The 26,995-nt window shown below is 70.6% G+C and carries 31 protein-coding genes; 13 read left to right on the top strand and 18 right to left on the bottom strand.

The genetic code is table 11. From position 1 onward, the window contains the following. Position 1: 1 nt before the first annotated feature. Positions 2-1,153 (top strand): acetyl-CoA C-acetyltransferase, encoded by a 1,152-nt coding sequence (locus ACIBHX_RS33965; RefSeq protein WP_397071484.1) that lies wholly within the window; start codon positions 2-4, stop codon positions 1,151-1,153. Here ACIBHX_RS33965 and ACIBHX_RS33960 read toward each other — a convergent pair. Next, the gene (locus tag ACIBHX_RS33960; protein WP_397071482.1) at positions 1,150-1,593 is read right to left on the bottom strand and encodes a MarR family winged helix-turn-helix transcriptional regulator; all 444 of its coding nucleotides are present in this window, start codon (positions 1,591-1,593) and stop codon (positions 1,150-1,152) included. The two genes, ACIBHX_RS33965 and ACIBHX_RS33960, sit on opposite strands and share 4 nt — an antisense overlap. Then, positions 1,586-2,008 (bottom strand): SRPBCC family protein, encoded by a 423-nt coding sequence (locus ACIBHX_RS33955; RefSeq protein WP_397071481.1) that lies wholly within the window; start codon positions 2,006-2,008, stop codon positions 1,586-1,588. The genes ACIBHX_RS33960 and ACIBHX_RS33955 overlap by 8 nt, the downstream gene beginning before the upstream one ends. 252 nt (positions 2,009-2,260) lie before the next feature. Between ACIBHX_RS33955 and ACIBHX_RS33950 the strand changes: the two genes are divergently transcribed. Together ACIBHX_RS33950 and ACIBHX_RS33945 are read left to right on the top strand one after the other, a co-directional pair. Continuing rightward, positions 2,261-3,754: a glycoside hydrolase family 3 protein gene (locus tag ACIBHX_RS33950; RefSeq protein WP_397071480.1), complete on the top strand. Its 1,494-nt coding sequence runs from the start codon at positions 2,261-2,263 to the stop codon at positions 3,752-3,754. Between the two features lie 26 nt (positions 3,755-3,780). Continuing rightward, positions 3,781-4,452 carry a pentapeptide repeat-containing protein gene (locus tag ACIBHX_RS33945; RefSeq protein WP_397071479.1) on the top strand — a complete coding sequence of 224 codons (672 nt, stop codon included), beginning with the start codon at positions 3,781-3,783 and terminating at the stop codon, positions 4,450-4,452. 69 nt (positions 4,453-4,521) lie between these two features. On the opposite strand, the gene ACIBHX_RS33940 is transcribed toward ACIBHX_RS33945, so the two are convergent. From ACIBHX_RS33940 to ACIBHX_RS33925, 4 genes are read right to left on the bottom strand one after another with little or no spacing between them, the layout of a single operon-like run. After that, on the bottom strand, positions 4,522-5,550 hold the full coding sequence (locus tag ACIBHX_RS33940; protein WP_397071478.1) for an NAD(P)H-dependent flavin oxidoreductase: 1,029 nt from the start codon (positions 5,548-5,550) through the stop codon (positions 4,522-4,524). Then, complete coding sequence (locus tag ACIBHX_RS33935) at positions 5,547-6,266, bottom strand: CoA-transferase subunit beta (RefSeq protein WP_397071477.1); 720 nt, start codon at positions 6,264-6,266, stop codon at positions 5,547-5,549. Before ACIBHX_RS33935 ends, ACIBHX_RS33940 begins: the two co-directional genes overlap by 4 nt. Continuing rightward, the gene (locus ACIBHX_RS33930) at positions 6,256-7,044 is read right to left on the bottom strand and encodes a CoA transferase subunit A (protein ID WP_397071600.1); all 789 of its coding nucleotides are present in this window, start codon (positions 7,042-7,044) and stop codon (positions 6,256-6,258) included. Before ACIBHX_RS33930 ends, ACIBHX_RS33935 begins: the two co-directional genes overlap by 11 nt. Positions 7,045-7,049: 5 nt before the next feature. Continuing rightward, positions 7,050-7,769 carry an enoyl-CoA hydratase family protein gene (locus ACIBHX_RS33925; protein ID WP_397071476.1) on the bottom strand — a complete coding sequence of 240 codons (720 nt, stop codon included), beginning with the start codon at positions 7,767-7,769 and terminating at the stop codon, positions 7,050-7,052. A 46-nt stretch (positions 7,770-7,815) separates the two neighbouring features. Here ACIBHX_RS33925 and ACIBHX_RS33920 point away from each other — a divergent pair, with 46 nt between their 5' ends. Together ACIBHX_RS33920 and ACIBHX_RS33915 are read left to right on the top strand one after the other, a co-directional pair. Further along, complete coding sequence (locus ACIBHX_RS33920; RefSeq protein WP_397071475.1) at positions 7,816-8,532, top strand: SDR family oxidoreductase; 717 nt, start codon at positions 7,816-7,818, stop codon at positions 8,530-8,532. A gap of 50 nt (positions 8,533-8,582) precedes the next feature. Further along, positions 8,583-9,485, top strand: a complete 903-nt coding sequence (locus ACIBHX_RS33915) for an SDR family oxidoreductase (protein ID WP_397071474.1) — start codon at positions 8,583-8,585, stop codon at positions 9,483-9,485. 161 nt (positions 9,486-9,646) lie between these two features. Here ACIBHX_RS33915 and ACIBHX_RS33910 read toward each other — a convergent pair whose 3' ends face one another. Further along, positions 9,647-9,997, bottom strand: a complete 351-nt coding sequence (locus ACIBHX_RS33910; RefSeq protein ID WP_397071472.1) for an antibiotic biosynthesis monooxygenase family protein — start codon at positions 9,995-9,997, stop codon at positions 9,647-9,649. After that, on the bottom strand, positions 9,994-10,647 hold the full coding sequence (locus tag ACIBHX_RS33905; protein ID WP_397071471.1) for an NIPSNAP family protein: 654 nt from the start codon (positions 10,645-10,647) through the stop codon (positions 9,994-9,996). The genes ACIBHX_RS33910 and ACIBHX_RS33905 overlap by 4 nt, the downstream gene beginning before the upstream one ends. A 219-nt stretch (positions 10,648-10,866) precedes the next feature. Between ACIBHX_RS33905 and ACIBHX_RS33900 the strand changes: the two genes are divergently transcribed. The 3 genes from ACIBHX_RS33900 (at position 10,867) to ACIBHX_RS33890 (ending at position 13,279) form a co-directional block, all read left to right on the top strand. Further along, positions 10,867-11,124, top strand: coding sequence for a hypothetical protein (locus ACIBHX_RS33900; protein ID WP_397071470.1), 258 nt, complete (start codon positions 10,867-10,869; stop codon positions 11,122-11,124). Between the two features lie 72 nt (positions 11,125-11,196). Beyond that, complete coding sequence (locus ACIBHX_RS33895; RefSeq protein WP_397071469.1) at positions 11,197-11,454, top strand: hypothetical protein; 258 nt, start codon at positions 11,197-11,199, stop codon at positions 11,452-11,454. Positions 11,455-12,481: 1,027 nt separating this feature from the next. Then, a complete protein-coding gene (locus ACIBHX_RS33890) occupies positions 12,482-13,279 on the top strand; it encodes a RimK family alpha-L-glutamate ligase (protein ID WP_397071468.1) in 798 nt (265 codons plus the stop codon). A 112-nt stretch (positions 13,280-13,391) separates the two neighbouring features. Here the strand turns inward: ACIBHX_RS33890 and ACIBHX_RS33885 are convergent, their stop codons facing one another. The 8 genes from ACIBHX_RS33885 to ACIBHX_RS33850 are packed head-to-tail and all read right to left on the bottom strand — an operon-like array spanning position 13,392 to position 20,454. Beyond that, positions 13,392-14,147 carry an SDR family oxidoreductase gene (locus tag ACIBHX_RS33885; protein ID WP_397071467.1) on the bottom strand — a complete coding sequence of 252 codons (756 nt, stop codon included), beginning with the start codon at positions 14,145-14,147 and terminating at the stop codon, positions 13,392-13,394. A 34-nt stretch (positions 14,148-14,181) separates the two neighbouring features. Then, positions 14,182-15,384, bottom strand: a complete 1,203-nt coding sequence (locus ACIBHX_RS33880; protein ID WP_397071466.1) for a hypothetical protein — start codon at positions 15,382-15,384, stop codon at positions 14,182-14,184. After that, complete coding sequence (locus ACIBHX_RS33875) at positions 15,385-16,680, bottom strand: DUF2252 domain-containing protein (RefSeq protein ID WP_397071464.1); 1,296 nt, start codon at positions 16,678-16,680, stop codon at positions 15,385-15,387. Between the two features lie 52 nt (positions 16,681-16,732). After that, on the bottom strand, positions 16,733-17,695 hold the full coding sequence (locus ACIBHX_RS33870; RefSeq protein ID WP_397071463.1) for a hypothetical protein: 963 nt from the start codon (positions 17,693-17,695) through the stop codon (positions 16,733-16,735). After that, a complete protein-coding gene (locus ACIBHX_RS33865; protein ID WP_397071462.1) occupies positions 17,692-18,021 on the bottom strand; it encodes a PadR family transcriptional regulator in 330 nt (109 codons plus the stop codon). The genes ACIBHX_RS33870 and ACIBHX_RS33865 overlap by 4 nt, the downstream gene beginning before the upstream one ends. A 30-nt stretch (positions 18,022-18,051) precedes the next feature. Continuing rightward, entirely contained in the window at positions 18,052-18,828 is a 777-nt protein-coding gene (locus ACIBHX_RS33860; RefSeq protein ID WP_397071461.1) for an SDR family oxidoreductase, read from the bottom strand. Then, positions 18,825-19,967 (bottom strand): acyl-CoA dehydrogenase family protein, encoded by a 1,143-nt coding sequence (locus tag ACIBHX_RS33855; RefSeq protein ID WP_397071460.1) that lies wholly within the window; start codon positions 19,965-19,967, stop codon positions 18,825-18,827. Before ACIBHX_RS33855 ends, ACIBHX_RS33860 begins: the two co-directional genes overlap by 4 nt. Further along, a complete protein-coding gene (locus ACIBHX_RS33850; RefSeq protein WP_397071458.1) occupies positions 19,948-20,454 on the bottom strand; it encodes a flavin reductase family protein in 507 nt (168 codons plus the stop codon). The genes ACIBHX_RS33855 and ACIBHX_RS33850 overlap by 20 nt, the downstream gene beginning before the upstream one ends. 166 nt (positions 20,455-20,620) lie before the next feature. Here ACIBHX_RS33850 and ACIBHX_RS33845 point away from each other — a divergent pair, with 166 nt between their 5' ends. The 5 genes from ACIBHX_RS33845 (at position 20,621) to ACIBHX_RS33825 (ending at position 25,031) form a co-directional block, all read left to right on the top strand. After that, positions 20,621-21,781, top strand: coding sequence for a thiolase C-terminal domain-containing protein (locus tag ACIBHX_RS33845; protein WP_397071457.1), 1,161 nt, complete (start codon positions 20,621-20,623; stop codon positions 21,779-21,781). A 3-nt stretch (positions 21,782-21,784) separates the two neighbouring features. Next, positions 21,785-22,129: a Zn-ribbon domain-containing OB-fold protein gene (locus ACIBHX_RS33840; RefSeq protein WP_397071456.1), complete on the top strand. Its 345-nt coding sequence runs from the start codon at positions 21,785-21,787 to the stop codon at positions 22,127-22,129. A gap of 611 nt (positions 22,130-22,740) precedes the next feature. Next, positions 22,741-23,496, top strand: coding sequence for a GntR family transcriptional regulator (locus tag ACIBHX_RS33835; RefSeq protein ID WP_397071455.1), 756 nt, complete (start codon positions 22,741-22,743; stop codon positions 23,494-23,496). A 188-nt stretch (positions 23,497-23,684) separates the two neighbouring features. Next, positions 23,685-24,287: a GNAT family N-acetyltransferase gene (locus tag ACIBHX_RS33830; RefSeq protein ID WP_397071453.1), complete on the top strand. Its 603-nt coding sequence runs from the start codon at positions 23,685-23,687 to the stop codon at positions 24,285-24,287. Positions 24,288-24,350: 63 nt separating this feature from the next. Next, positions 24,351-25,031 carry a copper homeostasis protein CutC gene (locus tag ACIBHX_RS33825; RefSeq protein WP_397071452.1) on the top strand — a complete coding sequence of 227 codons (681 nt, stop codon included), beginning with the start codon at positions 24,351-24,353 and terminating at the stop codon, positions 25,029-25,031. On the opposite strand, the gene ACIBHX_RS33820 is transcribed toward ACIBHX_RS33825, so the two are convergent. Together ACIBHX_RS33820 and ACIBHX_RS33815 are read right to left on the bottom strand one after the other, a co-directional pair. Next, a complete protein-coding gene (locus ACIBHX_RS33820; protein WP_397071451.1) occupies positions 25,028-26,173 on the bottom strand; it encodes a DUF6986 family protein in 1,146 nt (381 codons plus the stop codon). The two genes, ACIBHX_RS33825 and ACIBHX_RS33820, sit on opposite strands and share 4 nt — an antisense overlap. Before the next feature lie 11 nt (positions 26,174-26,184). Further along, complete coding sequence (locus ACIBHX_RS33815) at positions 26,185-26,889, bottom strand: dienelactone hydrolase family protein (RefSeq protein WP_397071450.1); 705 nt, start codon at positions 26,887-26,889, stop codon at positions 26,185-26,187. Between the last annotated feature and the right edge of the window lie 106 nt (positions 26,890-26,995).

Below are 26,995 nucleotides of genomic sequence, written 5' to 3'. Positions count from 1 at the left end.
CATGAGCGAGGCTTACATCGTCGGCGCGGTCAGGACCGCCGTCGGGCGCAGGAACGGGGGCCTGTCGGCGGCCCACCCCGCCGACCTGGGCGCACACGTGCTCAAGGAGCTGATGGACCGAACCGGCGCCGATCCGGCGGCCGTCGACGACGTGATCTTCGGCTGCGTCGACACGGTCGGCCCCCAGGCCGGCGACATCGCCCGCACCTGCTGGCTGGCGGCCGGGCTGCCGGAGGAGGTGCCGGGCGTCACGGTCGACAGGCAGTGCGGCTCCTCGCAGCAGGCCCTGACCTTCGCCGCCCAGGCCGTCATGTCGGGCACCAGCGACCTGGTGGTGGCCGGCGGCGTGCAGAACATGAGCATGGTGCCCATCTCCCAGGCCATGATCGCCGGGCGGGAGCTCGGGCACGACACGCCGTTCAGCGGCTCCAAGGGCTGGATGCAGCGGTACGGCACGCAGGAGGTCTCCCAGTTCCGCGGGGCCGAGCGGATCGCCGCCACGTGGGACGTCTCGCGCGAGGACATGGAGGTCTACGCCCTGGAGTCGCACCGGCGGGCGCTGCACGCGATCGACGCCGGGCGGTTCGCCCGGGAGATCGTGCCCTACGAGGGCGTCGCGACGGACGAGGGGCCCCGCCGTGACACCTCGCTGGAACGCATGGCGGGGCTGAAGACGCTGATGGACGGCGGGCGCCTCACCGCCGCGCTGGCCTCCCAGATCTCCGACGGGGCCGCCGCGCTGCTGGTCGCCTCGGCGGCAGCCGTACGCGAGCACGGGCTGGTGCCGCGGGCGCGCGTGCACCACCTGTCGGCGCGCGGCGGGGACCCGATCACCATGCTGGACGCGCCGATCCCCGCGACGGCGCGGGCACTGGAGCGGGCCGGGATGACGATCGGCGAGATGGACGCGGTGGAGATCAACGAGGCGTTCGCGTCCGTGGTGGTCGCCTGGCTGCGGGCGACCGGCGCCGACCCGGCGCGCGTCAACCCCAACGGCGGGGCGATCGCGCTGGGGCACCCGCTGGGCGCGACCGGCGCGGTGCTGGCGGTCAAACTGCTGCACGAGCTGGAGCGGACCGGCGGCCGATATGGCCTGCAGACCATGTGCGAGGGCGGCGGCCAGGCCAACGTGACGATCCTCGAGCGGCTCTAACCCTCGCCCAGGCGCTGCGCCGCGACGGCGCGCAGGTCCTCGCGCAGGCGTTCCCCGGCCTCGCCGAACAGCTCCTCGTCGACCTGGACGGCCACCCGCACGGCCCTGCTCGCCACCTCGCGCCCCGCCTCGGTGACCTCCAGACGCAGCGAGCGCGCGTCGTGCGGATCGGGCGCGCGGACCAGCAGCCCGCGCTCCTCCAAGGTGCGCAGCACCTTGGAGGCCATCATCCGGTCGGCGCCCGACTGGTCGGCGACCTCCTGCTGGGTGGGCAGGCGGCCGGTGGTGCGCGCCAGCCACCCGGCCGAGGCCAGCAGGTTGAACTGGGTGGGGGTCAGGCCGAGCGGGCGCAGCCCCCGCTCCATGGCCTGCCGCCAGACCAGCGCTGCGTGGTGGAGCCAGAAGCCGGGGCTCATCAGCGGCCCTCTGGGCTCAGCCACGCCTGGCCGCCTCGACTTCCAGAGCGGCGAAGGTCCGCTGCAGGTCGGCGCGGATGCCGCGCTCCCAGATCAGGCGGAAGATCGGCGCGAACGGCCCGTGCACCTCGATGCTCTTGCTGACCCTGACCTTGCCGTCGCCGACCGGCTCGTAGCGATTCACGCCGCAGAACTTACCGAAGGGGATCCCGGCCTGGCTTGCCCACATCCGCTCCCGCTCGACCTCGGTGATCGTGAAGGGCCCCGCAGGGGCGCCCTTGGGCTTGACCCAGCCCGTCGTACCCGGCTCGAACGGGCCGTCGATGCGCGACTTCTCCTCGTGCGGGTCCCAGTCGGGCCAGCTCGGCACGTCGGTGGCGACCCGCCAGATCGCCGCGATGTCGCCGCTGATGACCATCTCTTCGCTGAAGGTGTACATCCCAGGCTCCTTTTGTCGTTGCGACAACATTAACTGTAGTCGCGACAACTGTCTAGGGTTCCGGCCGTTTCGGGACCTGAAGTTCTTCGACGGTCACCGCGACCACCTTTCCTGTACGGCAGGCCGGGACCGACCTGCGCGTCGACTACCGCGCGGCGGACTTCGTGGACAGGAGGTCCGTTGCGTCGTTCACGGTTTGACGTCCGAAAATGCCTCTAGCAAATAGGAAACTTTCCTATTAGATTTCGGGTCATGCCCAAGAGCGGTGATGACCTGCTTCGCCTTGCCGACGCCGTCCTGTTGCCCGGATTCGCCGGCACGAGCCCACCTGACTGGCTGCGGCGCCGCCTCGGCGACGGCCTGGCCGGCGTGGTGCTGTTCTCCCGCAACATCGCGAGCCCCGCGCAGGTGGCCGAGCTGACCGCCGAACTACGGGCGGAGAACCCGGCCGTCATCGTCGGCACCGACGAGGAGACTGGCGAGGTGACGCGGCTGGAGGTGGCCTCGGGCAGCAGCAGGCCGGGCGCGTACGCGCTCGGCGTGGTCGACGACGTGGAGCTGACCGAGGCGCTGGCCCGCGAGCTGGGGGCCGACCTGGCCGCCGCGGGCGTCACGATCGACTTCGCGCCCTCCGCCGACGTGAACTCCAACCCGGACAACCCGGTGATCGGGCTGCGCTCCTTCGGGGCCGATCCTGAGCTGGTCTCCCGGCACACGCGGGCCTTCGTGCGCGGGCTGCAGTCGGCGGGCGTGGCCGCGTGCGCCAAGCACTTCCCCGGCCACGGCGACACCTCGGTCGACTCGCATCACGGGGTGCCGGTGGTCGCCGACGGCGGGATCGAGTGCGCGCTGCGCCCTTTCCGCGAGGCGATCGCCGCCGGCGCCAGGTCCGTCATGACCGGGCATCTGCTGGTCCCCGCCTACGATCCTGACCTCCCGGCGACGCTCAGCCCCAAGGTGCTGACCGGGTTACTGCGGGAGGAACTGGGCTTCGACGGCATGATCATCACGGACGGCATAGAGATGGCCGCCGTCTCCGGGCCGTACGGCATCGGCCGCGCCTCCGCGCTGGCCATCGCGGCCGGGGCGGACGCCATCTGCATCGGCGGGGAGCGCTCGGATGAGGCCACGGCCGCCGGGGTGCGGGACGCCATCGCGGCCGCGGTCATGGAGGGCGTGCTGCCCGAGGAGCGCCTGGCCGACGCCGCGGCCCGCGTCGCCGCCCTGGCCGGCTGGACGCGATCGGCCCGCTCCCGCGCTTCCGCTCTCCTCGGTTCGGGTGGGCAGATCGGGCTGGTGGCGGCGCGGCGGGCCGTACGGGTGACGCGGCGGTCGGCGGCGCCGGTGCTGCCGGTGACGACGGCGGCGAGCGTGGTGGAGCTGGCTCCGCAGATGAACCTGGCCATCGACAAGGGCACCCCGTGGGGCGTCGGTGAACCCCTGGCCTACCTGCTTCCCGGCACGACCGTCACCCGGCTGACCGCCGGGGAGTCGACCGGGGCCGCGCTGGAGGATCTGCTGGCCGAGGCGCACGGGCGGCCGCTGGTGATCGTGGTGCGGGACGTGCACCGCTTCTCCTGGCAGCGCGAGGCCGCCACGCACCTGCTCGGCGTCCGCCCTGACGCGATCGTGGTGGAGATGGGGCTGCCCGAGCGTTGCGACCTCGGCGCCGTGCACATCGCCACGTACGGCTCGGCCACGGTGTGCGGCCGGGCCGCCGCCGAGGTGATCACTGGCGGGCTCTGACCCCGACGAGAGTAGATTGGTCGACTGTGAACTTCGACGGGGAGGGCCTCGCACACAAGTCGCTGGCCGACCGGCTGCCGCCGGACGAGACGCACGTCTTCCGTGACTGCGACCTCACCGAGACCGACTTCTGGGGCGCGCCGCTGGCGGGCGCCAGATTCGAGTCCTGCGTCATGGAGCAGACCGACTTCCGCAAGGCCGACCTGGACGGCGCCGTCTTCACCGGCGGCGGCGGGATGCGCATCCGCTTCTCCGACGCCGACCTGGTCGACGCCGTCTTCACCGACGTCGACCTGTCGTCGGCCGTCTTCGGCGGCGCGCTGCTCACGGACGTGTCGTTCAGCGGCTGCCGCATGATCGGCGCCTCGCTGACCGGCTCGCGCGGCACCGGGTTCAAGGTGTCCCGCAGCAACCTGACGATGGCCAACCTGGGCGGCTGCTCGCTGCGCGGGGAGCTCATCGAGGGTGTCCGCTTCGACGACGCCGACTTGTCGGGGTGCGACTTCACCGGGGCCACGTTCAGCGACTGCAGGCTGCGCGGGGCCAAGCTCATCAAGACGGTCTTCGCCAAGGCCGACCTGCGCGGCGCAGACCTCGGCGAGCCGGACGACAACAAGCTCAGGACGCTGGCGGGCGCCGTCATCAACCAGGCGCAGGCCACCGCCATCCTGGCGGCCCGCGGCATCACCGTCGTCTGACTTCTCTCGTACGGCCCGGCCGTCCCAGCGGTGTAGCGGGCCGTACGGCGGTTCTCGGGTTGCTGGGTGTCAGGACCCGCTGAGGTGGGACAGCGTCGCCTTGGCCTCCATCATGATGCGGGTGATCAGCTCCTCGCACGAGGGCAGGTCGTGGATCATGCTCACCACCTGGCCGGCCGCCATCACGCCCAGGTCGGCGCGGCCGTCCACCATGGCGGCCCGCAGCAGGACCGGTGTGTTGGCGGCCTGCAAGACCTGGGCCCAGGTGAGCTCCCTGCCGTGCCGCATCCGGCGCCCCTCGCGCAGCATCTCCGCCCACGACAGGCCCGACAGCCGCTTGAAGCGGGCGCCGTTGAGCACGGCTCGCAGCAGCCGCGACCGCTCCAGCGACTCCACGAACGGGGTCTTCAGCATCCTGTGCGGCACTCCGTCGGCCCTGGTCGTGACGAGCGTCTCCGTGGCCGCCAGGTAGACCTTCTTCACCTCGTCGGGCACGGTCGAGTCCGAGGTGAGCAGGAAGCGCGTGCCCATCGCGATGCCGCACGCGCCGTAGGCCAGCGCCGCCACCAGCCCGCGCCCGTCGAAGAACCCGCCCGCGGCGATCACCGGGATGTCCACGGCGTCGACCACTTGGGGGAGCAGCAGCGTGGTCGCCAGCGGCCCGGTGTGCCCGCCACCCTCGCCGCCCTGGACGATCACCGCGTCCACGCCCCAGGCGGCCACCTTCTCGGCGTGCCTGCGCGCGCCCACCGACGGGATCGTGACCACGCCCGCGTCCCTGAGCCTGGCGATCAGCTCCCTGCGGGGCGCCAGCGCGAACGAGGCCACCCTGACGCCCTCGCGGATCATCACCTCGACCCGCTCGGGCGCGTCGCCGGCGTCGGAGCGGATGTTCACGCCGAAGGGCGCGCCGGTGCGCTCCTTGATGGACCTGATCGCGGCGGTCATCTCGGGCATCGACATGGTCGCCGCCGCGATGACGCCAAGCCCGCCGGCCTCGGAGGTGGCCGCCGCCAGCCGGGCTCCCGCGACGTAGCCCATCCCGGTCTGCACGATCGGGTACCGGCACCCCACCAGGTCGGTCAGCGCGGTCCTCACCCGGGTACCTCCCGGGCCCGCATTCCGCCCGGGTCCAGGACTTCGTCCAGGATCCGCAGCTCCTCGACGGTCGGGCCCCGGGTTTCCGGAACCTCCGCGGGGACCTCCAGTTCGAAGCCGGTCGCTTCCACCACGTCACGCACGCTCACGCCGGGATGCACCGACGCCAGCCGCATCCGGCCGCCCTCGCCCGTGAAGTCCAGCACGCCGAGGTCCGTCACCACCCGGCGCAGTTCGCAGGCGCCGCGATCGGTGCCGAGGCCGCTCACCACGTCCACCTTCGGCACGAAGACCCTGGGGGAGTGGCGGGGGATCCAGTAGCTCGTCGGGTTGCACCGCGTGTTGCCGGGTGCCCCGCGAACGCCGAGGAGCTGCGCCTTCGGGCGGGTCCAGTCGCCGATGGCGGAGATGTTGGTGTTGCCGTACCTGTCGATCTGGGAGGCGCCCAGCATCACGTGCCGCCTGCCGTGCAGCACCAGCCAGAGGTGGTCGCGGAACGGCAGCCAGCCCTCCACGACCTGCGGCGCCTCGCCGAGGGCCGGCACGTCGCCGGTCAGCAGGCACACGCCGTCGTGGGTGAGCAGGTCGGGTTCGAACGTCAGCCTGGCCAGGCGGGCTCCGAGCACCGTGATCGCGCCGCCGATCCCGGCCGCCAGCACCTCGCCGTCCCCGCGGAACGCCTCGGCGCAGGCGACCACGCACACGTCAGCCCTCATCGCTGTTGATGAACCTTTCGTAGAACTCGTCCCATGGGGTGGTGGCGTAGAGCTTCTGGAAGGTTTCGTCTCTCGGGTAGTCGGGTTCGCACGCTGTGAAATGCGCCCCGTGGGGTGTTTCGACCACCCCTGTCACCAAGGATCGGTTGATCAGCAGCGACTGGACGGGGCCCTCCTTCAGCAGCTCCTCCGTCTCCACCAGCCGCTCACACGAGACGAAGCACTTCTTCGCCGCCTTGGCGTAGAGGTCGTCGAAGTACGGGTCGGGACCCAGGTACTGCGCGTTCCCCCGCCGGTCGGCCCTGTTCAGGTGGACCAGCGCCACGTCCATGGTCAGCGGGGGGACCGCCACCAGCTCCTCCTCGCCGTACGGCGAGCGGACCGTCTTCAGATCCGGATTCATCCGCAGCACGTCGGAACCCAGGCCCGCGGGGGTGGGCAGGAACGGCAGCCGGTGCGCCGCCGCCAGCAGCCCGAACATGAACATGCCCTCGTCGTACTCGGCGAACTCGACCGTGCCCGCCTGCCTGGCAGCGCGGAAGTGCGGCTCCAACGGGATCGTGTCGAGCGTGACGAACGGGGCGACGACCTTGCGCACCTTCCCCGCGGCGCACAGCATGCCCACGTCGGCCCCGCCGTACGAGATGATCGTCAAGTCCTGCAACGGCGAGCGGACGATCGCCCGGACCAGGGCCATAGGCTTGCGGCGCGAGCCCCAGCCGCCGATGCCGATCGTCATGCCGCTGTCCAGCGCGGCGACGACCTGCTCGATCGACATCACCTTCACGCCTCGAGCCCCTTCCGCTTGCCCATCAGGTTGAGTTCGAACGTGAAGCCCTGCTCGAAGCGGTAGCTGCGTTTGACGTCGACCGGGTCGATCCCGTTCAGCGACTCCTTGGCGCGGCGGATCACGTACGGGTCCTTGGCGGCGATCTGCTCGGCCACGCTCATCGCCAGGTCGCGCAGCTTGTCGCGGGAGGTCACCTCGAGCACCGAGCCGAAGGCCCGCAACTCCTCGGCCGTCACGGTGCGGCATGTGTAGACCATGGCCCGCATCAGGTGCTGCGGCACCAGCCGCGCCAGATGGGTGGCCGCGCCCAGCGCGCCCCTGTCCACCTCGGGCAGCCCGAAATAGGCGTCATCGGAGGCCACCACGATGTCGGCGTTGCCCACCAGCCCGATCCCGCCGCCCAGGCAGTAGCCGTGGACCGCCGCGATCACCGGCACCGCGCAGTCGTAGACGGCCGCGAACGCGGCGTAACACGCCCGGTTCACCGCCACCATCGCCGCGTGCTCGCCTTCGGCGGACAGCTCCTTGACGTCGACGCCGGCGTTGAAGCCGCGGCCCTCGGCGCGCAGCACCACGACCCTGGTCTCCGGGTTCTCGCCCGCCCGCAGCAGGGCTCCGGCCACCTCGTGCCAGCCCCGCGCGGTCAGCGCGTTGACCGGCGGGACGTCCACGACCACCTCGGCGACCGGGCCCTCCCGTAGCGTGATTCCCATCCCGCTCCCTGGTTGCACCTAACGCTTGCTTGGTACGGTAGCACCCGTGACCGTGACTTACGACTACGCGGGCAAGGTCGTGCTGGTGACCGGTGGGACTCGCGGCATCGGGGCCGGCATCGCCACCGCGTTCCGCGATGCCGGGGCCGATGTGATCGTGTGCGGGCGGCGTCCCGCGGACGTACCCGGGTTCGTCCAGGCCGACGTGCGGGATCCCGACGACGTCGACCGGCTGGTCGGCGGGCTCGAACGGCTGGACGTGGTGGTCAACAACGCGGGCGGCTCGCCGTACGCGCCTGTCGCCGGGACCTCGCCGCGCCTGCACGCGCGGGTCATCGAGCTCAACCTCATCGCGCCGCTGCTGGTCGCGCAGCGCGCGCATCCGCTGCTCGCCGCCGCACGGGGCTCCATCATCATGATCGGCAGCTCGAGCGGCGCGCGACCGTCGCCGGGGACCTCAGCGTACGGCGCGGCCAAGGCGGGCCTGCACCACCTGGCAGCCTGCCTGGCCGCCGAATGGGCGCCCGACGTCCGGGTAAACACCGTCGTGGTCGGCCTGGCGGAGGCTCCCGGGCACTACGGCGGCGCGACCGTGGAGTCCACGATCCCTTTTGGCCGGCTGGCCTCCCCGGCGGACGTGGCCTCGGTGTGCCTGTGGCTGGCCTCCCCCGGGTATGTGACCGGGGCGCAGGTCGCGGTCCATGGTGGCGGCGAGGTCCCTGCCTGGCGCTACTTGACCGGCCAGGAGAGTCTCGCCCCATGACCCCTCGCCCCTGTTACGATCACTGAATTTTTCGGAGTTTGGAGGCTCTCGTGGGCATCTGTGATGGGCGGGTCGTCATCGTGACCGGCGCGGGGAGGGGGATCGGGCGGGAGCACGCGCTGGAGTTCGCCCGGCAGGGCGCCCGGGTGGTCGTCAACGACCTCGGCACCGGCCGTTCGGGAGAGGGCAGGTCAGGGGGGCCCGCGCTCGCGGTCGTCTCCGAGATCCGCGACCTGGGCGGAGAGGCCGTCGCCAACGCCGACGACGTGGCCACCTGGGACGGTGCCGCCCGCCTCGTCAAGACCGCGGTCAGCGCCTTCGGGCGGCTGGACGTGCTGGTGAACAACGCCGGCTTCGTCCGTGACCGGATGCTGGTGTCCATGTCGGAACAGGAGTGGGACGACGTCGTCCGCGTCCACCTCAAGGGCCATTTCCTGCCCTTACGGCATGCCGCCGCCCACTGGCGCGCCTGCCACAAGTCCGGGACCCCGGTGGACGCCCGGATCATCAACACCTCCTCCGGGGCGGGGCTCATGGGCAGCGTCGGCCAGTCCAACTACTCCGCCGCCAAGGCCGGCATCGCGGCCCTCACCGTGGTCGCCGCCGCCGAACTCGGACGCTACGGGGTCACCGTCAACGCCATCGCCCCCGCCGCCAGGACGCGCATGACGGAGGAGGTCTTCGCCGACACCATGGCCAAGCCGGACTCGGGCTTCGACACCATGGACCCGGCCAACATCGCCCCGCTCGTGGCCTGGCTGGGCTCGCCGGAATCGGCCCACGTCACGGGCCGCGTCTTCGAAGTCGAAGGCGGCACGCTCTCCCTGGCCACCGGCTGGCAGCACGGCGCCGGCGTCACCCGCGAATCCCGCTGGCCCGCCGCCGAGATCGCCCCCGCCATCACCACCCTCCTCACCCAATCCCCACCCCCCACCCCGCCCTACGGCACCTAACCCTCCCCACCCCGCCGCACGGCATCTGCCCTCTCCCACCGCGCCCTACGGTGCCCGACCCAGGCCGTCTCTCCTCGTCCAACCCTGCGTCTCCACATCCGCGCGGCGTGGACAGGCGCGCATTGCCGGTCGCCCGTCGCTTCCTCTTCGCGGCTGTCTCTTCAAGTGGTGGTCGGGGGTGGGCGGTGGAAGGCGTAGGAGCGGTCGACGTGGGTGACGTGGACGACGAACTCCTCGTACCAACGGTCCCGGCCCGCCTGGCGGGCGGCCGCGTGCTCGGCGTGTTCCCGCCACGCGGCGATCGACTCCTCGTCCCGCCAGTACGCCACGGTGATCCCGAGCCCGTCCGGCCCCCGGGCCGAGTCGACGCCCAGGAAACCGGGTTGCCGGGCGGCCAGCCGTACCATGTGCTCGGCCGTCTCGCCGTACCCCTGAGCGTCGGCCCCCGTCCGCACCGAGGTGAAGATCACAGCGATGCAGGGGCCCTCGAAAGGCCCGCTGACCAGGCTCATCGCAGCGCCGACCGGACGGTGGGAGCGAGCCGGATGACCTGGCGCGGCGCCTCGTCGAGCACGGGATGCGAGGGGATCCGGTAGTCCTCGACCGTGTCGAAGCGGGCGAACCACGCGAAGACGTTCACGTCGGTACGGACCGGCAGGGCAGGGAAGGTGTTCTCGGCGTGCTCCGTCTCGAAGCAGGCCACCACCGGTACGCCCGCGTCCAGCAGCACCGGCAGGGCATGTTCGGCGAACTGCCCGGCGAATCCGGCGTCGACGTGGTGGATCGTCGCCACGTACAGGGACCCGGGCGGCTCGGTGGCACCGACGGGCGGGCGTTCGCTTCGCGATAACCCGTCGACCGGGACCAGGGCGGGACGCAGGAGCAGCACATTGTCGGAGTCGAGCATCGTGGCGTTGGCGGCGTCGCGGTGCGCCTTCCAGGCCGGCCCGCCGTAGAAGGCCTCGAGCGCCATCCGCCGAGACTCCATATCCGGAAATCTCCGGATCCACGGGAAGGTGTCTGGGTTGTCAGGGTCGCGGAACGTGCCCAGCACCTCGGACCCCACGGCCTCCTGCGTCTCGACGAACTCCCGCTCGAACAGCTCGATGAGCGTCTCTCTGGCCCCCGGGCGCAGGGTGTAGTACCGCAGCTCGTAGATCACGCGAGCACGCTAGGCGTGGATCGCTGACATCTTCTGTCAGCGACTCACCGGAACAATCTTCTGATTACTCATAGCTATGCAATGGCAACGCACAGTTATATGATCGCTATGGCTTTGACCCCACCGGGTCAAGTGAAGTCAAAGGGTCGGTCGCGTGCCCCAGGGCCCGGGTCTCGCGCCGCCTATGCGGGTTCAAACCCGAAAGGCGAAGGAGCTGGAGTGATCAAGAAGCTGTGCACGGCCGGAGCCGTCCTGGCTACGGCCGCGGGCGTCACCTTGCTGGCGAGCCCGGCACATGCAGACAGCTGGACCGACAACTGGAGCCGCAACAGCGACTCGTCCCAGTCCGGCAACAACTTCGGTAACGTCGGCGCCTCCAATCGCGGCTACGGCGGCTCGACCAACGTCAACAACGTCAACGGCATCGCAACCACCGCTTCCGGCAGCAGCATCTCGGTGACCTACATCTTCGAGTAAACGACTACGGCTCGCGGGTCTCCCGGGATCCGTGCCCGACAGCACGCAAACCTCTCGCTGGAAGGACATCGCATGTTCAAGAAGCTCTGCGTTACCGGAATCGTCGTAGCCGCCACCGGCGCCACCCTCCTCTCCGCTCCGGCCTACGCAAGCACGGACATCGACAACAGCAGTCACAACGCCGACTCCTCGCAGTCGGGCAACAACTTCGGCAACGTCTTCGCCGGAAACATCGGCAGAAGTGGGTCCACCAACATCAACAACATCAACGGCAACGCCGTGACAGGCACCCGCGGCAGCTGGGTGGATGTCCACGTGCACGTCCGCTAGCCGATCCACAGCCGTGCGAGCCGGGGTTTGTCGGTGTGTACGTGCAGTCCGCTAGTCGGTCCGCAGCTGCGCGAGCCGAGTCTGTCGGTGTTCACGTGCACGTCCGTTAGCCGGCCCGCAGCCGTGCGAGCCGAGTCTGTCGGTGTGCAGGTGCACGCGCTAGCCGGTCCGCAGCTGTGCGAGCCGGGTCCCTTACCCGGCTCGCGCCGCTCGGCGCGTCTGTGGGCAGCACCGCGCCTCCACGCTGTGCTTCCCTGTCGTACGGCGTGCCGAGCATCCCTCCTGCGCTCTACGGCGTGCCGGGCATCCCTCCTGCCCAGCGCCTCGCCCCACGAGCCAGGTTCGTCACACGGCAAGGGCACACGCCCATGCCCTCCCGGAGCCCCGGGGGATCGCCTCTCCGGCCGCGGTCAGGCATCCGCCTCGGGCGCTCCGGTCCAATCGGCGTCGAGGAGGCTCGCGGCCACGGTCGGCCAGTCCTGCTGAGCCGGGTTTCGGACCCGCCGCCTGTGTCCCCGCGAGCCTCCTCGGCTCCTCCGAGTGGCTCGGCAACCCGCCGAGCCCCCTAGCCGCCCGCCCGATCACGCCGCGCCCCCGGCGCCGGGCGGGCCCGCGCCACCCGCCCCTCCGCGGTACCGAGCCAAGCTCCATCTCGCGTACCTCGGCCACCCCAACCTCGGCCGCTCTCCGCTCCACGGAGCGCGGCAACCCGGCCCGCTCCCTGCTCCACGGGGTGCGGCAACCTGCGCCGCTCTCCGCTGATTGGGCAAGCCAACCTGAACCGCTCTCCGCTCCTCGGGGCGCGCCGACCTGGGCAACCCTGTTCCACGGGGCGCGGCAACCTGGGCCGGGTTTCTGCTCCTCGGGGTTGTGGGGAGCTGGGTCGCTCTGGGCTGCTCAGGGCGCAGCATTCTGGGCCGCACTCTGTTGGTTGGGGTGGGGCGAGGGGTGGGGTTTGCTGGTTGGGGTGCGCTGACCTGGTGGGGTAGGGGCGTATTAGCATCCGTGGGTGACTATTTGTGCTTATGTGACGTTTGCTGATCCGGATGGGCACGATGACGAGCGCGAGCCGGTGCTGCAGGCGTGGCGGGAAGCCGGGATCGAGGCGCGGGCCGAGCGATGGGATGACCCGGACGTCGACTGGAGCCGGTACGACGCCGCCGTCGTCCGCTCCGTCTGGGACTACGTCGACCGCCGCGACGAGTTCCTGGCATGGGCACGGCGGGCGGAAAGCGCGACGCAGTTGCTGAACCCGGCGACCGTGCTGGAGACCAACACCGACAAGACGTACCTGCGGGATCTGGGCGTGCCGATCGTGCCCACGCACTGGGCTTCGGATGGCATGCCGTACTGGGAGGAATATGTCGTCAAGCCCGCGATCTCCGCGGGCGCCCGCGACACGATCAGGACCACCGACCGGGCGCGCGCCCAGGCGCACGCGGCCGCGCTCGAGGCTGACGGGCGTACCCCGATGGTGCAGCCCTACCTCGACATGGTCGAGTCGGAGGGCGAGACGTCGCTGCTGTACTTCAATCGCCGATTCAGCCACGCCGTCCGGCGCACGGCGATGCTCACGCCGGGCAGGACGGGCGCGGACAACGTCGAGGCGCAACTCCGCACCCCGGCCCCGGACCAGGTCGAACTCGCCGAGAAGGTGCTTGCCGCCATCCCCCAAGCCCTCCTCTACGCCAGGATCGACCTGGTCCGGCTCTCCGACGGCAGCCCCGCGGTCATCGAGCTCGAGCTCACGGAGCCGTACCTCTACCTCTCCCGCTCACCTGCCGCCGCCACCCGCCTCGCCACAGCCTTGACCGAGCTCCTCTAACCCTTTCGCCCTCCTGCTGCCGGCTTCAGGGGGATGCTCCTATTGATGTCAAGCGGGTGGGTGAGCACCTCCCGGCCGAAGACGACAAATCCCGTTGAAGACCCAAGGGCTGTTAGGCGGTGACGCCGCCGTCTACGGGGATGATGGCGCCTGTGAGGTAGGAGCCGGCGCGGGAGGCGAGGTAGATGGCGGCGCCGGCCATGTCGTCCGGGTGGCCGATGCGGCCGAGCGGGACGTTGCCGGCGACGGCCGCGCGGGTCGCGGGGTCGTCGAGGGCGAAGGCCATCATCTTCGACTCGAAGGGCCCGGGCGCGATCGCGTTGACCGTGATGTGCTCGGGCGCGAGCTGCCTGGCCAGGTGCCTGGTCAGCATGTGGACCCCGGCCTTGGACGCCGAGTAGGCGTAGTTCTCCACGGCGGGCACGCGGATCCCGTCGACCGAGCCCACATTGATGACCCTGGCGGGGTTGTCCGGACTGGCCGCGGCGCGCAGCTGCGGCAGGAAGCGCTGGGTCAGGTAGAAGACGCCCTTGACGTTGATGTTCCAGAGCTTGTCGAAGGCGCTCTCGGGAAACTCCTCCAGCGGCGCTCCCCACGTCGCCCCAGCGTTGTTGACGAGCACGTCGAGCGGCCCGTCCACGGCCTCGACGAGCGTGGCCACCCCGGCCGCGGTCGACAGGTCGGCGGGTACGGCGGTGCAGCCCAGGGAAGCGGCGGTCTTCTCCACCTCGGCCGCCTTGCGCGAGGAGATGTAGACCGTGGCTCCCGCCGAGACGAACCCGGCCGCGATCATCCGGCCGATGCCCCGCGAACCGCCCGTGACGACGACGGTCTTGCCTTCGACCGAGAACAGCGAGAACAGACTCATGTTCTGGACCATACCGACTGGTCGGTCGCAAAGGCTAGCCCGAGTCCTTCACCCACAACCCGAGCAGCCCGCGGAAGTGCGAGACGAACCGGTCCCGCTCGTGCGCCGGGTACGTGGCCGTCACCGTGTCCACCAGCAGCCGGTCGAAGTCCGGCCCCGCCACCCACTCCAGCACGAGGTCATCCAGATGCCGCAGGTGGGTCGCGCAGAACTCCTGGTACCGCGCGGTCTCGAAGTACTCGTCCGCCAGCCGCCGGTAGGCCGCGAGCCGCTCGCCGTACGATCCCGTGACGGCGAAGTACTCGCGAGTGTCGAGGTCGAGCCGCGGCCGGCGTCCCGTTGCGAGGCAGAAGACCGACCAGCGCACCAGCGCCTTGATCGCCCAGGGGAAGTAGTAGTGCAGGCTGGTGAGCGCCACGTCGGGGCAGGCGTTGGCGTAGTCGATGGGGTGCACGTCCGTGCCCTTGACCAGCGTCTCGCACGAGTTGAACTCCCAGCGGAAGAACGCGTTGACCAGCCGCCCGATCGTCACCACCTCCTCGCCCACGGCGGGGGAGAGGAAGGAGTGGTCGACGGCGTAGCGCGAGTGCATCGGCTCGTCCGGACGGAAGCGCATGACCATGGTCTCGGCGCCGATCGACAGCGAGCGGGCGAAGGCGTCGTACCCCTCGATCGCCTGCTGCAGGTGCATGAGCATCTCGCCGCTCGCGTCATAGGCGGCGTGCAGTTCCTCCGGGTCGCGCACCAGCGACACCCCACGCCAGGCGCCGCCGTCGTAGGGCTTCATGAACAGCGGGTAGCCGATGCTCTCGGCCACCCGGTCCAGGTCGAAGGGCCGGTTGTAGCGGGCGGCCGTGTAGGCGTAGCGGGCGTTGTCGGGCGGGTTCTTGTACGGCACGAGCACGGTGCCGGGCACCTTCAGCCCGAGGCGGATCATCGCGCAGTAGGCCGCGTGCTTCTCCATCGACTGGAACGTGAACGGGCTGTTGAGCAGGTAGACGTCGTCCATCATGGCGATCTTCTTCAGCCACTCGCGCGGGTGGTAGTACCAGTACGCGAGCCGGTCGATCACCAGGTCGTAGCGCGGGCGGGCGCGCAGGTCGAAGGGCTCGATCGTGATGCGCTCCACGTCGAACTCGCCGACTCCCCTGATCGGGCCCAGCCGCCGCAGGATGGTCTCGAACGCGGCCGGCCAGTCCTCCTCGGTGCCCAGTAAGAGCCCGATCAGGTGTTTCATCTAGACCCCCGGGAGCTTCCCGTTGCGGAACAGGTCGACGAACTGCTGATGGTCCTGCCGGGCCTGTGCCCCGTAGTCGTACGCGAAATCCTCCAGCATCGCGATAAATTCGGATTCGTTGTCGCCGACCGCCGCCACGATCGCCTCCTCGGTGGAGAAGTTCACCAGATCGTGGCTGGACTCGTCGTCGGCCACGGAGTGCATCCGCGCTACCGCCCGCCCCAGGTCCCGCATGATCGCCATCAGCTCTGCGGGCTCGTTGACGTCGTCCCAGTCCAGGTCGGCGGAGTACGGCGAGACCTCCGCGACCAGCTGCCCGGCCCCGCGCAGCGTCGTGTAGCCGAGCCACGGATCGGCGTAGGCCTGCAGGGCCCGCTGCGACTCGGCCGTGCGATGCCCCTGATGCCGGAAATATCTGGCGACCCGGGAGTCGGTGACGTGGCGCGAGACGGCAGGGACCTGGGCCTGCTTCATGTACAGGATCACGTCGTTCTCCAGCGCCTGCGACCGCCCCTCGAGCAGCAGGTTGTACGAGGGCAGCCCGGCCGAGCCGATCCCCACGCCCTTGCGCAGCGCCACGTCCTTGACCACGTGCTCGACCGGGTTCCCCGGCGCGGGCAGCGTGGCCAGGTAGTCGTGGAAGGCCCCGATCACGGCCTCGCGGGTCTCGGGATCCACCGGCGAGCGCCCCTCCATGAAGGCGAAGCGCCGGTCGTAGGAGTCGATCGTGGTCTCCACGTCGAGCATGGAGACCCGGGTACGCAGCCGAGCCGTCTGCAGCACCCGGTGCAGCACGCCGGTGGTCGTGTCCAGGGTCAGCGCCCCGATCGCGTCGTCGCCGCCGCGCGCGATGCCGCCCAGCTCGGACAGGTAGGCCCGGCCGAACTCGCCCACCAGCTGCGCGATCGCGTCGTCCGACAGCGCCTTGGCGTATCCGAGCAGCGCCACGCTGGCCGCGAACCTCTTGAGGTCCCAGGTGTAGGGCCCCACGTAGGCCTCGTCGAAGTCGTTGACGTTGAACACCAGCACGCCGGAGGCGTTCATGTACGTGCCGAAGTTCTCCGCATGGAGGTCGCCGTGGATCCACACGCGCCTGGTCCGCTCGTCCAGGAACGCTCCATCGGCGTAAGGCCCGGACAGGTCGGCGTAGAACACCGAGGCGCTGCCCCGGTAGAAGGCGAACGGCGAAGCGGCCATCTTCCGGAACTTCCGCCTGAAGGCGGCCGGATCCCGCTTGATCGCTTCGCCGAATTCGGTCACCAGGACGTCGAGAAGGTAGGAGGAACGTGAACCCATGTCCCGGACCCTAGATCGCCGCCGTCACCCCGCCTACCCTGGTCTTTCCCTGTCAGGGACTTACGGCGGGCAGTGCCCGCACCCCGGATACCGCGGACACCAGCACGATCGCCCCGAGCAGCCCGCACTGTGCGGCGCCCGGGATCCACGCCAGGTTCTCAGGGTCCCCCGAGGGGTTCATGAGGGACGGCAGCTGAACCAGCAACAGCAGCCCCGCCAAGATCGCAACCCCGAGCCGGGCGGACGCCGACCTGCGCAGGGCGAGGCAGAATCCGACGCAGACGGCGAGCGCCGCCGGGTCCGTCCAGGTCGACAGCCATAGCGAGTAGGGCAGCAGGTCCAGCGAGAACTGGAGCAGCACGTACAGAACCGTAGGGGCGACAAGCAACCCCACGGCCCGCCATCGGCCGAGCCGGAATGCGGGCGCGTCCCGGTGGTAGGCGGCGAACAACGCCAGGACAGGCGGCACGTTCAGCAGCCCGATGTACACGCGCCAGGCCAGGTGGTCCGGGTCGCCGGTCACGACTTCCGCGGCCACCACGAGCACGCACTCGACCCCCGCCGCGACCTTGGCCGTTCGGACCCCGCCCGACGCCAGCGCCAGGAACGCGACCACCGCCAGTGACCACCCGATCATGTACATGGCCCAGGACGCTCGCATCTCTATGAAGGGAGAGTCGAAGCCATGATGCGGCCTGGAGAGGAAGATCGCCTCCCGGGCCAGTCGCAACAGCCCCATCACGGCCTCGAAGAGCAGACCGGCCTGTGCCACCAGGCGGACCGCCGCGCCCCACGCGGCGAAGCGGGGCCCGGCCCCCGGGGCGCCCAGCCGTAACCGCGTCGAGAGCGCCAGCACGCTGGCGACCTCGCTCCAGCGGGGACGCGGGTTCTCCTCGTCCGGCACCTCGCCGTAGAACTCCATGAACGCCGAGACCATCTCCTCCTCGCGCACGGCGCGGTAGGAAGCGGGCAGCAGGCGCAGGACGGAACGGTAGCGGCGCTCGAGCAGGCTCACGCGAGACCTCCCGCCGTGCGGGCGCGCAGCCGGGCGGTCGCCGTCCTGGCGTGCTCGGCCAGGCGGGCCGCCTCGGCCTCCAGCACGCCGGCGCCCGCGTCGGTCAGCCGGTAGTAGCGGCGCAGCCGGCCCTGGACGGCCTCCTCGCGGTCGAGTTCGACCAGGCCCTCCGCGGCGAGCCGGTCCAGCACGCCGTACAGGGAGCCGATCTTGAGGCTGACGCGGCCGCCGGACAGCCGATCGACCTCCTGGACGATCCCGTAGCCGTGCAACGGCTCGCCGACCAGGGCGGTCAGCGTCAGGAACATGGGTTCCGTGATGTTCATGGCAATCACTATATAATGATCGCCAGGATATTAGGGGTGCTGACTGGAAACCGAGACGACCTCGCCGGTCATGTAGGAGGAGTAGTCGCTGGCCAGGAAGACGATCACGTTGGCGACCTCCCACGGCTCGGCGGACCTGCCGAAGGCCTCCCGCGCGGTCAGCTCGGCCAGCAGCTCGTCGCTGGTGACCTTGGCCAGGAACGGGTGCATCGCCAGCGACGGCGCGACCGCATTGACCCGGACCCCGTGCGGGGCGGCCTCCAGCGCGACGCACCTGGTCAGCGCCATGACGCCGGCCTTGGCCGCGGCGTAGTGCGCCTGACCGCGCTGCGCGCGCCAGCCGATCACGGAGGCGTTGTTCACGATCACGCCGGAGCGCTGCGGGATCATGTGCCGCAGGGCGGCCCTGGTGCAGCGCATGGTGCCGTTGAGCGTGACGTCCAGCACCTGGAACCACTGCTCGTCGGTCATCTCGACCAGTTCCGCCGTGCCGCCGAGCCCGGCGTTGTTGACCACCACGTCCAGCCGCCCGTGCGCCTCGACCACGGCGTCGAACAGCGCGAGCACCTGCGGCTCCGAGGTCACGTCACACGGTACGGCCAGCGGCTTGACGCCCGTGAGCTCGGTCAGCGCCTCGGCCGTCTCGCCCAGGCGGCGCTCGTGCCGGTCGGAGACCACGATCGTGGCGCCCTCCTCGGCGCAGCGGCGGGCGGTGGCATAGCCGATCCCGGCCCCGGCGGCGGCGGTCACCAGGGTGACCTTGCCGTCCAGCAGGCCGTGCGCGGGAGGGTAGGCGGGAGGGTTCATCGTGGCAGTCCCAGGGTGCGCTCGGCGATGATGGTGCGCTGGATCTCGCTCGAACCGGCATAGATCGTGTCGGCCCTGCTGAACAGGTACAGCCGCTGCAGGTCCTCGTCGCCCTCGTAGACCAGCCCGGCGCGGCCGAGCACGGCCTGCGCCAGCTCGCCCAGCCGCTGGTGCCACTGCGACCAGTAGAGCTTGGCGATCGACACCTCGGGCCCCGGCTCGCCCGCGCCGAGCGAGCGCATGGTGCGCAGCGCGTTCAGCCGCATGATCTCCAGCTCGATCCACGACTGGACCAGGCGGTCGCGCAGGATCGGGTCGTCGGCGGCCCCGGTACGGCGGGCCACGGCGATCACCCGGTCAAGTTCGCGGCGGAAACCGATCTGCTGGCCGAGCGTGGAGGCGCCACGCTCGTAGCCCAGCGTCGCCATCGCGACCCGCCAGCCGTCGCCCGGCTCGCCCAGGATGTTGCCCGCCGCCGTGCGGGCCCCGTCGAAGAAGACCTCGTTGAACTCCGACGAGCCGGTCAGCTGGACGATCGGCCGCACCTCGACGCCCGGCTGCCGCATCGGGACCAGCAGGTACGACAGGCCGCGATGGCGCTGTGAGCCGGGCTCGGTGCGGCAGAGCGCGAAGCACCAGTCGGCGACGTGCGCCAGCGACGTCCACACCTTCTGCCCGGTGATCACCCACTCGTCCCCCGAGAGCTCGGCCCTCGTCCGGACGCCGGCCAGGTCGGAGCCCGCCTCCGGCTCGGAGTAGCCCTGGCACCACAGCTCCTCGCCGCGCTGGATCGGCGGCAGGAAGCGCTCCTTCTGCTCGTCGGTGCCGAACTCCAGGATCGTCGGGCCGATCAGCCCCTCGCCGATGTGCCCGACCCTGGCCGGGGCGTCGGCCCTGGCGTACTCCTCGTGGAAGGCCACCTGGTCAGCTAGCGGTGCGTCCCGCCCGCCGTACTCCTTCGGCCAGCCCAGGCACGTCCAGCCGGCGGCGCCCAGCCGGCGCTCCCAGTCGCGGCGCAGCTCGAAGCCCTCGTCCTCACGCCCGGGGCCGCCCAGGCCGCGCAGGTCGTGCGTGAGGTTGGCCGCCAGCCACGCGCGCGCCTCCTGCCTGAGGCCCTCGTCAGCAGTCGGCGAAGCCACCGTACCCGCCGCGGAAGAAGACCAGGGGACCGCCGTCGGCGTGGGTGTCGAGCTGCAGCACGCGGGCCACGACGATCATGTGGTCGCCGGCCAGGTGCTCGGCCTCGACCGCGCAGTCGATCCACGCTAACGCGCCGTCGAGTACCGGGTTGCCGCCGGGGGAGACCGTCCAGTCCAGGCCCGCGAACTTGTCGCCGCCGCTGGTCGCCATCTGGCGGCAGACCGGCTGCTGGTTGTCGGCCAGCACGTTCACGGTCAGCACCTTGGCGCCGCGCACCCGGGGCCAGGTGGTGCTGGTGTGGGCCACGCAGAACGCCACCAGCGGGGGCTCGAGGGACACGGACGTGAAGGAGTTCGCCGCCAGGCCGCACGGATCGCCGCTGTCGGTGTCGAGCGCGGTGATCGCCACCACGCCCGTGGCGAACCTCCCGAGCACCGACCTGAAACGCCGGCTGTCCAGGTGGCCGTTGCCCGAATGGGTTGCCATCGCGGCTCCGTTATCTGTCCTGCACAGGAGTGGCATGCCCGGTATCTTACCAAGCGCTTGCTTGTTTGCGTAGTGCTGTCGGCTGGTGAAGTCGTCAACCCGCCGCCTGGGAGGGCGGGGATGGCGTGCGTTGACAGGGGTAGAGGGGGCGGCCTAGCGTGGCCGGGTGGGCAAGCGCTTGCTTGAGTTCAGGGATCGGGTGGCGATCGCGGGCGTGGGGTACACGCCCTTCTCCAAGGATTCCGGGGTCAGCACGCTCACCCTGGCCTGCCGGGCGATCCTGGCCGCGCTCGAGGACGCCGGGCTGACGGCCGACGACGTGGACGGCATCGCGACCCACCGGGTGGGTGACTCCGCGGCGCCCTCGGTGGTCGCGCCCGCGCTGGGCATCCACGATCCGGCGTGGCACCTGGACCAGTTCGGCGGCGGGAGCGTGTCGCACGCCGTGGTGGCGCAGGCGGCGCTGGCCGTGGCGGCGGGGGTGGCCGAGACCGTGGTCTGCTACCGGGCGATCAACGCCCGCTCGGAGTTCCGGATGGGCCAGGCCGCGGGGACCAGCATCGAGGTGCAGTACCAAGCCCCGTACGGCTACTTCGCCCCGCCGCAGCAGTACGCGATGTACGCCCGCGCCCATATGTTGAAATATGGCACGAAGTCCGAGCACTTCGGGCAGCAAGCGGTGACGCAGCGCGCGAACGCCGCCAAGAACCCCCGCGCCCTCATGCGCACCCCGATCACGCTCGACGACTACCTGGCCAGCCGTCCCATCGCCGACCCCTTCCGCCTCCTGGACTGCTGCCTGGAAACCGACGGCGCGTGCGCCCTGGTCGTGACCTCCGCCGACCGGGCCGCGACGCTGCGCCGTGCTCCCGTCCTGATCAGGGCGGCGGCGTGGGGCGGGGGCGACTCCTTCCTGTCGGGCGGGTCGGGGGATCCGACGACCACGGCCGCCGCCGCGCTGGCGCCCCGGCTCTACGCGCAGGCGGGGCTCGGGCCGGCGGAGATCGACGTGGCGGAGCTCTACGACTGCTTCACCTACTCGGTGATCGTGCAGCTGGAGGACTACGGGTTCTGCGCCAAGGGAGAGGGCGGGCCGTACGTGGCCTCGGGCGCCACCGCGCCGGACGGGGCTCTGCCGGTCAACACGCACGGCGGGTTCCTGTCGGAGGGGTATGTGCACGGGATCAACCACATCGCCGAGGCGGTCTCCCAGTTGCGCGGCGACGCGGGGGATCGGCAGGTGCCCGGTGCCGAGGTGGCGCTGTCGACTGCCCAGCCCGGGTACGTCCTGCCGGCGACGTCGGCGCTGATCCTCCGGAAGGGCTGACTCATGCGTGACAGGGACTCGTCGGAATGGTGGGACCTGGTGGCCCGGCACGAGCTCGCCGTCCAGCGCTGTGACGGGTGCGGAACGTTGCGCTTCCCGCCCCGGGCGTTCTGCCCGGCCTGCCGTACCGAACAGTGGGAGTGGCACCATCCGGAGCCGCTGGCCACGGTCGAGAGCTGGATCACCAGCCATCGGCCCTTCCCGGAGGGCACGGTCGTCAGGGTCCGCCTGTCAGACGCCCCGCACTGCGTCATGTACGGCACCTGGGAAGGCGCCGATGAGCCCCGCCCAGGAGAGAGCGTCATTCCTGTTTTCACGCCCGACGGCCTGATCCACTGGCGTCCCTGAATATCGGACTAAATGGGGATAAAAGCGAAATTCCGTACAAAAGGGCGTTGAAATGGGAAAACGCGCCCTGGCGGGCGTGGGGGACCCGCCAGGACGCGCTTCCTGCCCCGTGCGCGCCGGTTCCCAGGACTCCGGCGAGGGATGGAGTCCTAGGCCGTATGTTCGCGCACGGAGTCGGTGGGGGAGTGACCCTCTTGCGAGGCCTCCGGGTGTCGGTAGCGTGCGGCGATGCGTTGTGCGGCGCCGACCGGGTCATCGATCGGGTGCGTGACGGGGGTGCCCTCCTCGTCCCAGACAAAGGATCCGTCCTTGCACCACACGGTCAACTCGGTCAACACGGATAGCACGGACATGCCATTCCCATTGCTCTGGTAGGTGTGGGTGAACCCCTGGCGATGCAACGCGTAACGCAGTAGACGTGTTGCTTCGCGGGGGTCTTGCCAGGGCAGGTACGGCGTACCCGCGCGGACCGGCAACACCGGCCGCTCACCCCCTCACCGGCCTTTCGATGGATTTGTACCAACGAATGGATGATGCGGCTGTCAAGGCCGTCCGGTCAAGGGGTTGTGGCTTGCTAGAACCAGATCGTCTAAATTGTTGGAACAAAAGGGGTGAAAGTGGCAAGGTCGGCGCTGTATCAGCAGGTGGCTTCGGAATTGCGGAAGGCCATCTACTCCGGCGTCCTCGGCCCCGGGGCGCAGCTGCCGACCGAGGACGAGCTGCGTGCCCGCCACGGCGTGAGTCGTAACACCGTCAGATTGGCGCTGGGAGAGCTGGTCAACGAGGGGCTCATCACGCGAGCGCCGCGCCGCGGCAGCGTGGTCAGGGACCGCAGACCACTGTTGATTCACCCGCAACGAGAGCTGGAACCGCATCCCGCAGGGGAGCTGCGAGAGGCCTTCGCCTACGCCGTAGAGAAGGAAGGCCGGCAACCCAGCCAGGCGATCACCATCGAGACCGTCTCGCCCGTCGAGGAGATCGCCAGCAGGCTCGAACTCGAGGACGGCGACCTGGCGCTGGTACGGAGGCGCCTGAGGTTCGTGGACGGCCAGCCGTACAACACCAACGACTCCTACTTTCCGTATGACCTCGTCGCCAACTCGGAGATCGCACGGCCGGGCGACATCGCACGAGGAGCGAACCGGGTCCTGGAGGAGCTCGGGCACGGGCAGGTACGCGTCGTGGACGACATCTGGGCCAGGATGCCCAACCAGGAGGAGGCCGAGCGGCTCCAGCTGGAGCTCGGCACGCCTGTCGTGGTGTACGTCCGGGTCGGATACGACAGCGGTGATACGCCGGTTCGTGTCGCGGTGTCGGTGCTCCCCGCCGACAAGCACTTGATCAGATACGAGCTCGACCGCCGCTGATCGAGCTCGGTTGGGGGTGATCCCGACCGGCCCATGTCCAGCGAGCCTTTCTTCCTCGCTGGGCGGGGGAGTCGTGCATACTCCCCCGAATCTCGATTTATCCATATTTATCCGGTTCAACGCCGTGCGCCATCGAGTGGATACGCAATGTGTTCACTCGTTCACCCAACGCAACGAAGGGATGAACCATGCACTCGAACACCCTCCTTCACCCGCTGACCCTCCGCCGAGCCGAGCCCGCCGACCTTCCCGGCGTCCTCACCTTGCTCGCGGACACCGCGGAGTGGCTGCATTCCCAGGGGGTCCGCCAGTGGCCGCGGGCCGGCTTCGGGCCCGAGAGGATCGAGCCGCTGATCGAGGAGCGTGTGCTGTTCCTGCTGGACGACGAGCTGAGGCTGCTGGACCCGGAGGAGGCGGCGCCGCCGGTGGCCACGATCGCGCTCGACGGCCACGCGGATCCCGAGTTCTGGTCCAGGGCCGACGACCCGTCGGCGGGGATGTACGTGCACAAGCTGGCCATCGCCCGGCCCTGGTCGGGCAGCGGCCTGGGTGACGCCCTGCTCGACTGGGCCGGGGCGCACGTGCACGCACTCGGGCTGCGCTGGCTGCGGCTCGACTGCGCGAAGGCGAACCTGCGGCTCCAGGAGTACTACCGGTCGCGTGGCTTCCGCCACCTGCGTACCGTGGATCTGCCGCACCGCGCCTCGGGGGCGCTGTTCCAGCGGCCCACCGCGGACGCGGCGATCACGGCGTTCCGTGACCTGACCGTTCCTGAGCTGGTCATCGTCTAGCGCTCAGGAGCTCTGTCCCCTTCTGGTGCGGAAGGGGGCAGAGCACCATATAACCTCTCCTGCATGACCGGATCCCTCCTCGAGGTGATCGCGCTGAACGTGCGCGACGCCGTGGCCGCCGAGCAAGGCGGCGCCGACCGGCTCGAGGTCGTCGCCGACATGGCGGCCGACGGCCTCACCCCCGCCCCGGAGACGGTTGCCGCGATCGCGGCGGAATGCCCGCTCCCCCAGATGGTGATGCTCCGCTGTGACGCCTCGTTCACCGCGGACCCGGACGTGCTCGACCGGCTCAGGCGCAACGCCAAGGAACTGGCCGAGGCGGGCGCCGCCGGGTTCGTCTTCGGCTTCCTCGACACCACGGGCGTGGTGGACCTGGCCGCCACCGAGGCCCTCATCCACGCCGTGTCGCCGCTGCCGTGGACGTTCCACCGCGCCGTCGACCACGCCGCCGACGTGCAGGCCTCGTGGCGGGCGGTGCGGCTGCTGCCCAACCTCGCCACCGTGCTGACCTCCGGCTCGCCGCAGGGCGTCGGTAACGGGCTGCCCGTGCTCAAGGGCCGTGCGGAGGCGGGCGACGGCTCGATCGTCCTGGCCGGCGGCGGGCTCAAGCCCTCGCACGTGGGCCCGCTGCTCGACTACGGCATCCGCGCCTTCCACGTCGGCTCCGCCGTACGTGCGAGCTGGTCGGACCCCGTCGAGTGGCGCCTGGTCCGCAACTGGCGATCCCTCGTCGAGCGCGACTAGCGCGAAGGCAGGGCGAGGGCCGCGTCGGCGCGGTGGAGCGCGGCGGCCAGCGTCTTGATCGTGGCCGGTTCGTCCATGACGCCGTCGCCCGCCGCTCGCCGTTCCTCCCACGCCTTCACCCTGGCCTGGTACTTGTCGTAGGTGGCCAGGTGGAAGGTGTACACCGTGGCGAAGCGGCTCACCAGGTGCGAAGGGTGCATGTCCCACCCCTGGTAGAACCCATGGTGCAGGGAATGCCTGACGAGCTCGGCATGACGCCGCCACAACGCGTGCACGTTGTGGCGCGAGGAGGAGGCGGGCGAGGCGGCCAGCGACCCGTCGGACAGCTCGATCCCGGTGCCGGCGAAGGCGGTCTGCATGACGTGGCGCGCGTGGTCGCAGGCCGGATGGTCCAGGCGCTGTTCGTGCGGCGGCAGCCCGATCGCGGCGGTGTAGTCGAAGACGCCGAAGTGCGCCGCCGACAGCCGGGGATCCAGCTCAGGGCGCAGGAAATGCAGCGTCTGCGGCGCCTCGACCTGCATCTCGAAGCGCAGCTCCGGCAGTCCCAAGTCCTGCGAGAGCCGTCCGAGCACCTGGCTGAACTGCCCCAGGTATTCCTCCATCAGCACCTTGGGGAAGGTCACGGTGAACCCGGGAGGCAGCTCGCCCAGCGCCGTGAGGAACCCGTCGAGCGTGCGGATCGAGCGCGCGGGGTCGCCGTCGGCGAACGACTTCACCCGCAGCCCCCACCGCCGCGGCAGCGTGCCCGCGGCGTGCATGCGCGCCACGGCCTCGGCCGCCGCTTCGGCGTGCGTGTCCTCCTCGGCGCCTGGCCGCACGCCGTACCCGTCCTCGAAATCGATCCGCAGGTCCTCCACCGGCTCGGTGGCCAGCTTGGCGGCCACCCGCGCGCGCACCTCTCCCGCCAGCGTGGCGGGAACGCCGAAGACCTCGGCCAGCGCCTCCGCCGGCAGGTGCTCCTCCAGCAGCCCGAGCGCCTGGGCACCCCACTCGGCCACGGTCGAGGAGGTGAAGCGGTCGGCGGGCACATAGATCGTGTGGACCGGCTGCCAGGGCGGCGTCCCACCGGGATAGCGGGCCTGCTGGCGGTGGTGGGCTTCCGCGAAGCCCGCGACGACCGGATCCCCGATGGTGACGCGCATGGCCCCTATTGTCACATCGCGCCCGTGAAGCGCAGCACCCGCTCCCAGGCGTCGTCGCAGGCCTCGCGCCACCGCTCGTGCGCCACGTCGAAGAAGGAGTGCGGCGCGCCCTCGTAGACCTTCATCTCGTACGGCTTGCCCGCCCCCGCCAGCCGCTCGGCGAACGCGGTGAACTCCGCCTGCTCGGTGGCCGCGTCGTTCCCGGCGATCAGCAGCAGCATCGGCACCCGCATGTCGTCGAGCACGTCCTCGACCAGGTGCGGCATGCCGTAGAAGCCGATCGCGCCGGCGTGCCCCGGGTGCCCGGCCGCGGCCTGGCGCCAGGACTGGGTGCCGCCCGCGCAGAAGCCCACGGTGTAGACGGGGCCGTCGAGCTCGGCGAAGGCGGCGGCCACGTCGGTCCTGACGTGATCGTGCTGGATGAAACCGAAGCGGGCCCACATGTCCTCGGGCACCTCGGTGTGGCGGCCGAAGTAGTCGATCGCGATCGCGGTGAAGCCCGCCTCGGCGAAGCGGCCGGCCAGCGCCTCGTAGAAGGGATGCAGGCCGCGGACGTCCGGCAGGATCACCACGCTGCGGCCGTTGGGCGCCGCGGGGCGCGCCCGGTAGGCGCGCACGCGGGTGCCGTCGGCCGAGACGAGCTCGATCGGGCCCTGCTCGGCGATCTCGCCGGCGTTCGGTGCGGCCGGGGGACGGCTGTCGTGGGTGTGGCACATGGTCTCCGCCTTTCACGGGGTTGGTGGGAACAGCTTGCCGGGGCGGCCGTGCCGTACCCAGATCCCTGCGGATAGGGGTACTCGCAGGACCACCCTCACATGGACA

This window comes from Nonomuraea sp. NPDC050536, assembly GCF_044457685.1.
In the GTDB taxonomy this organism is placed as follows: domain Bacteria; phylum Actinomycetota; class Actinomycetes; order Streptosporangiales; family Streptosporangiaceae; genus Nonomuraea.
The sequence above is the reverse complement of the archived record's forward strand: the minus strand, read 5'-3'. Positions and strand labels throughout refer to the sequence as shown.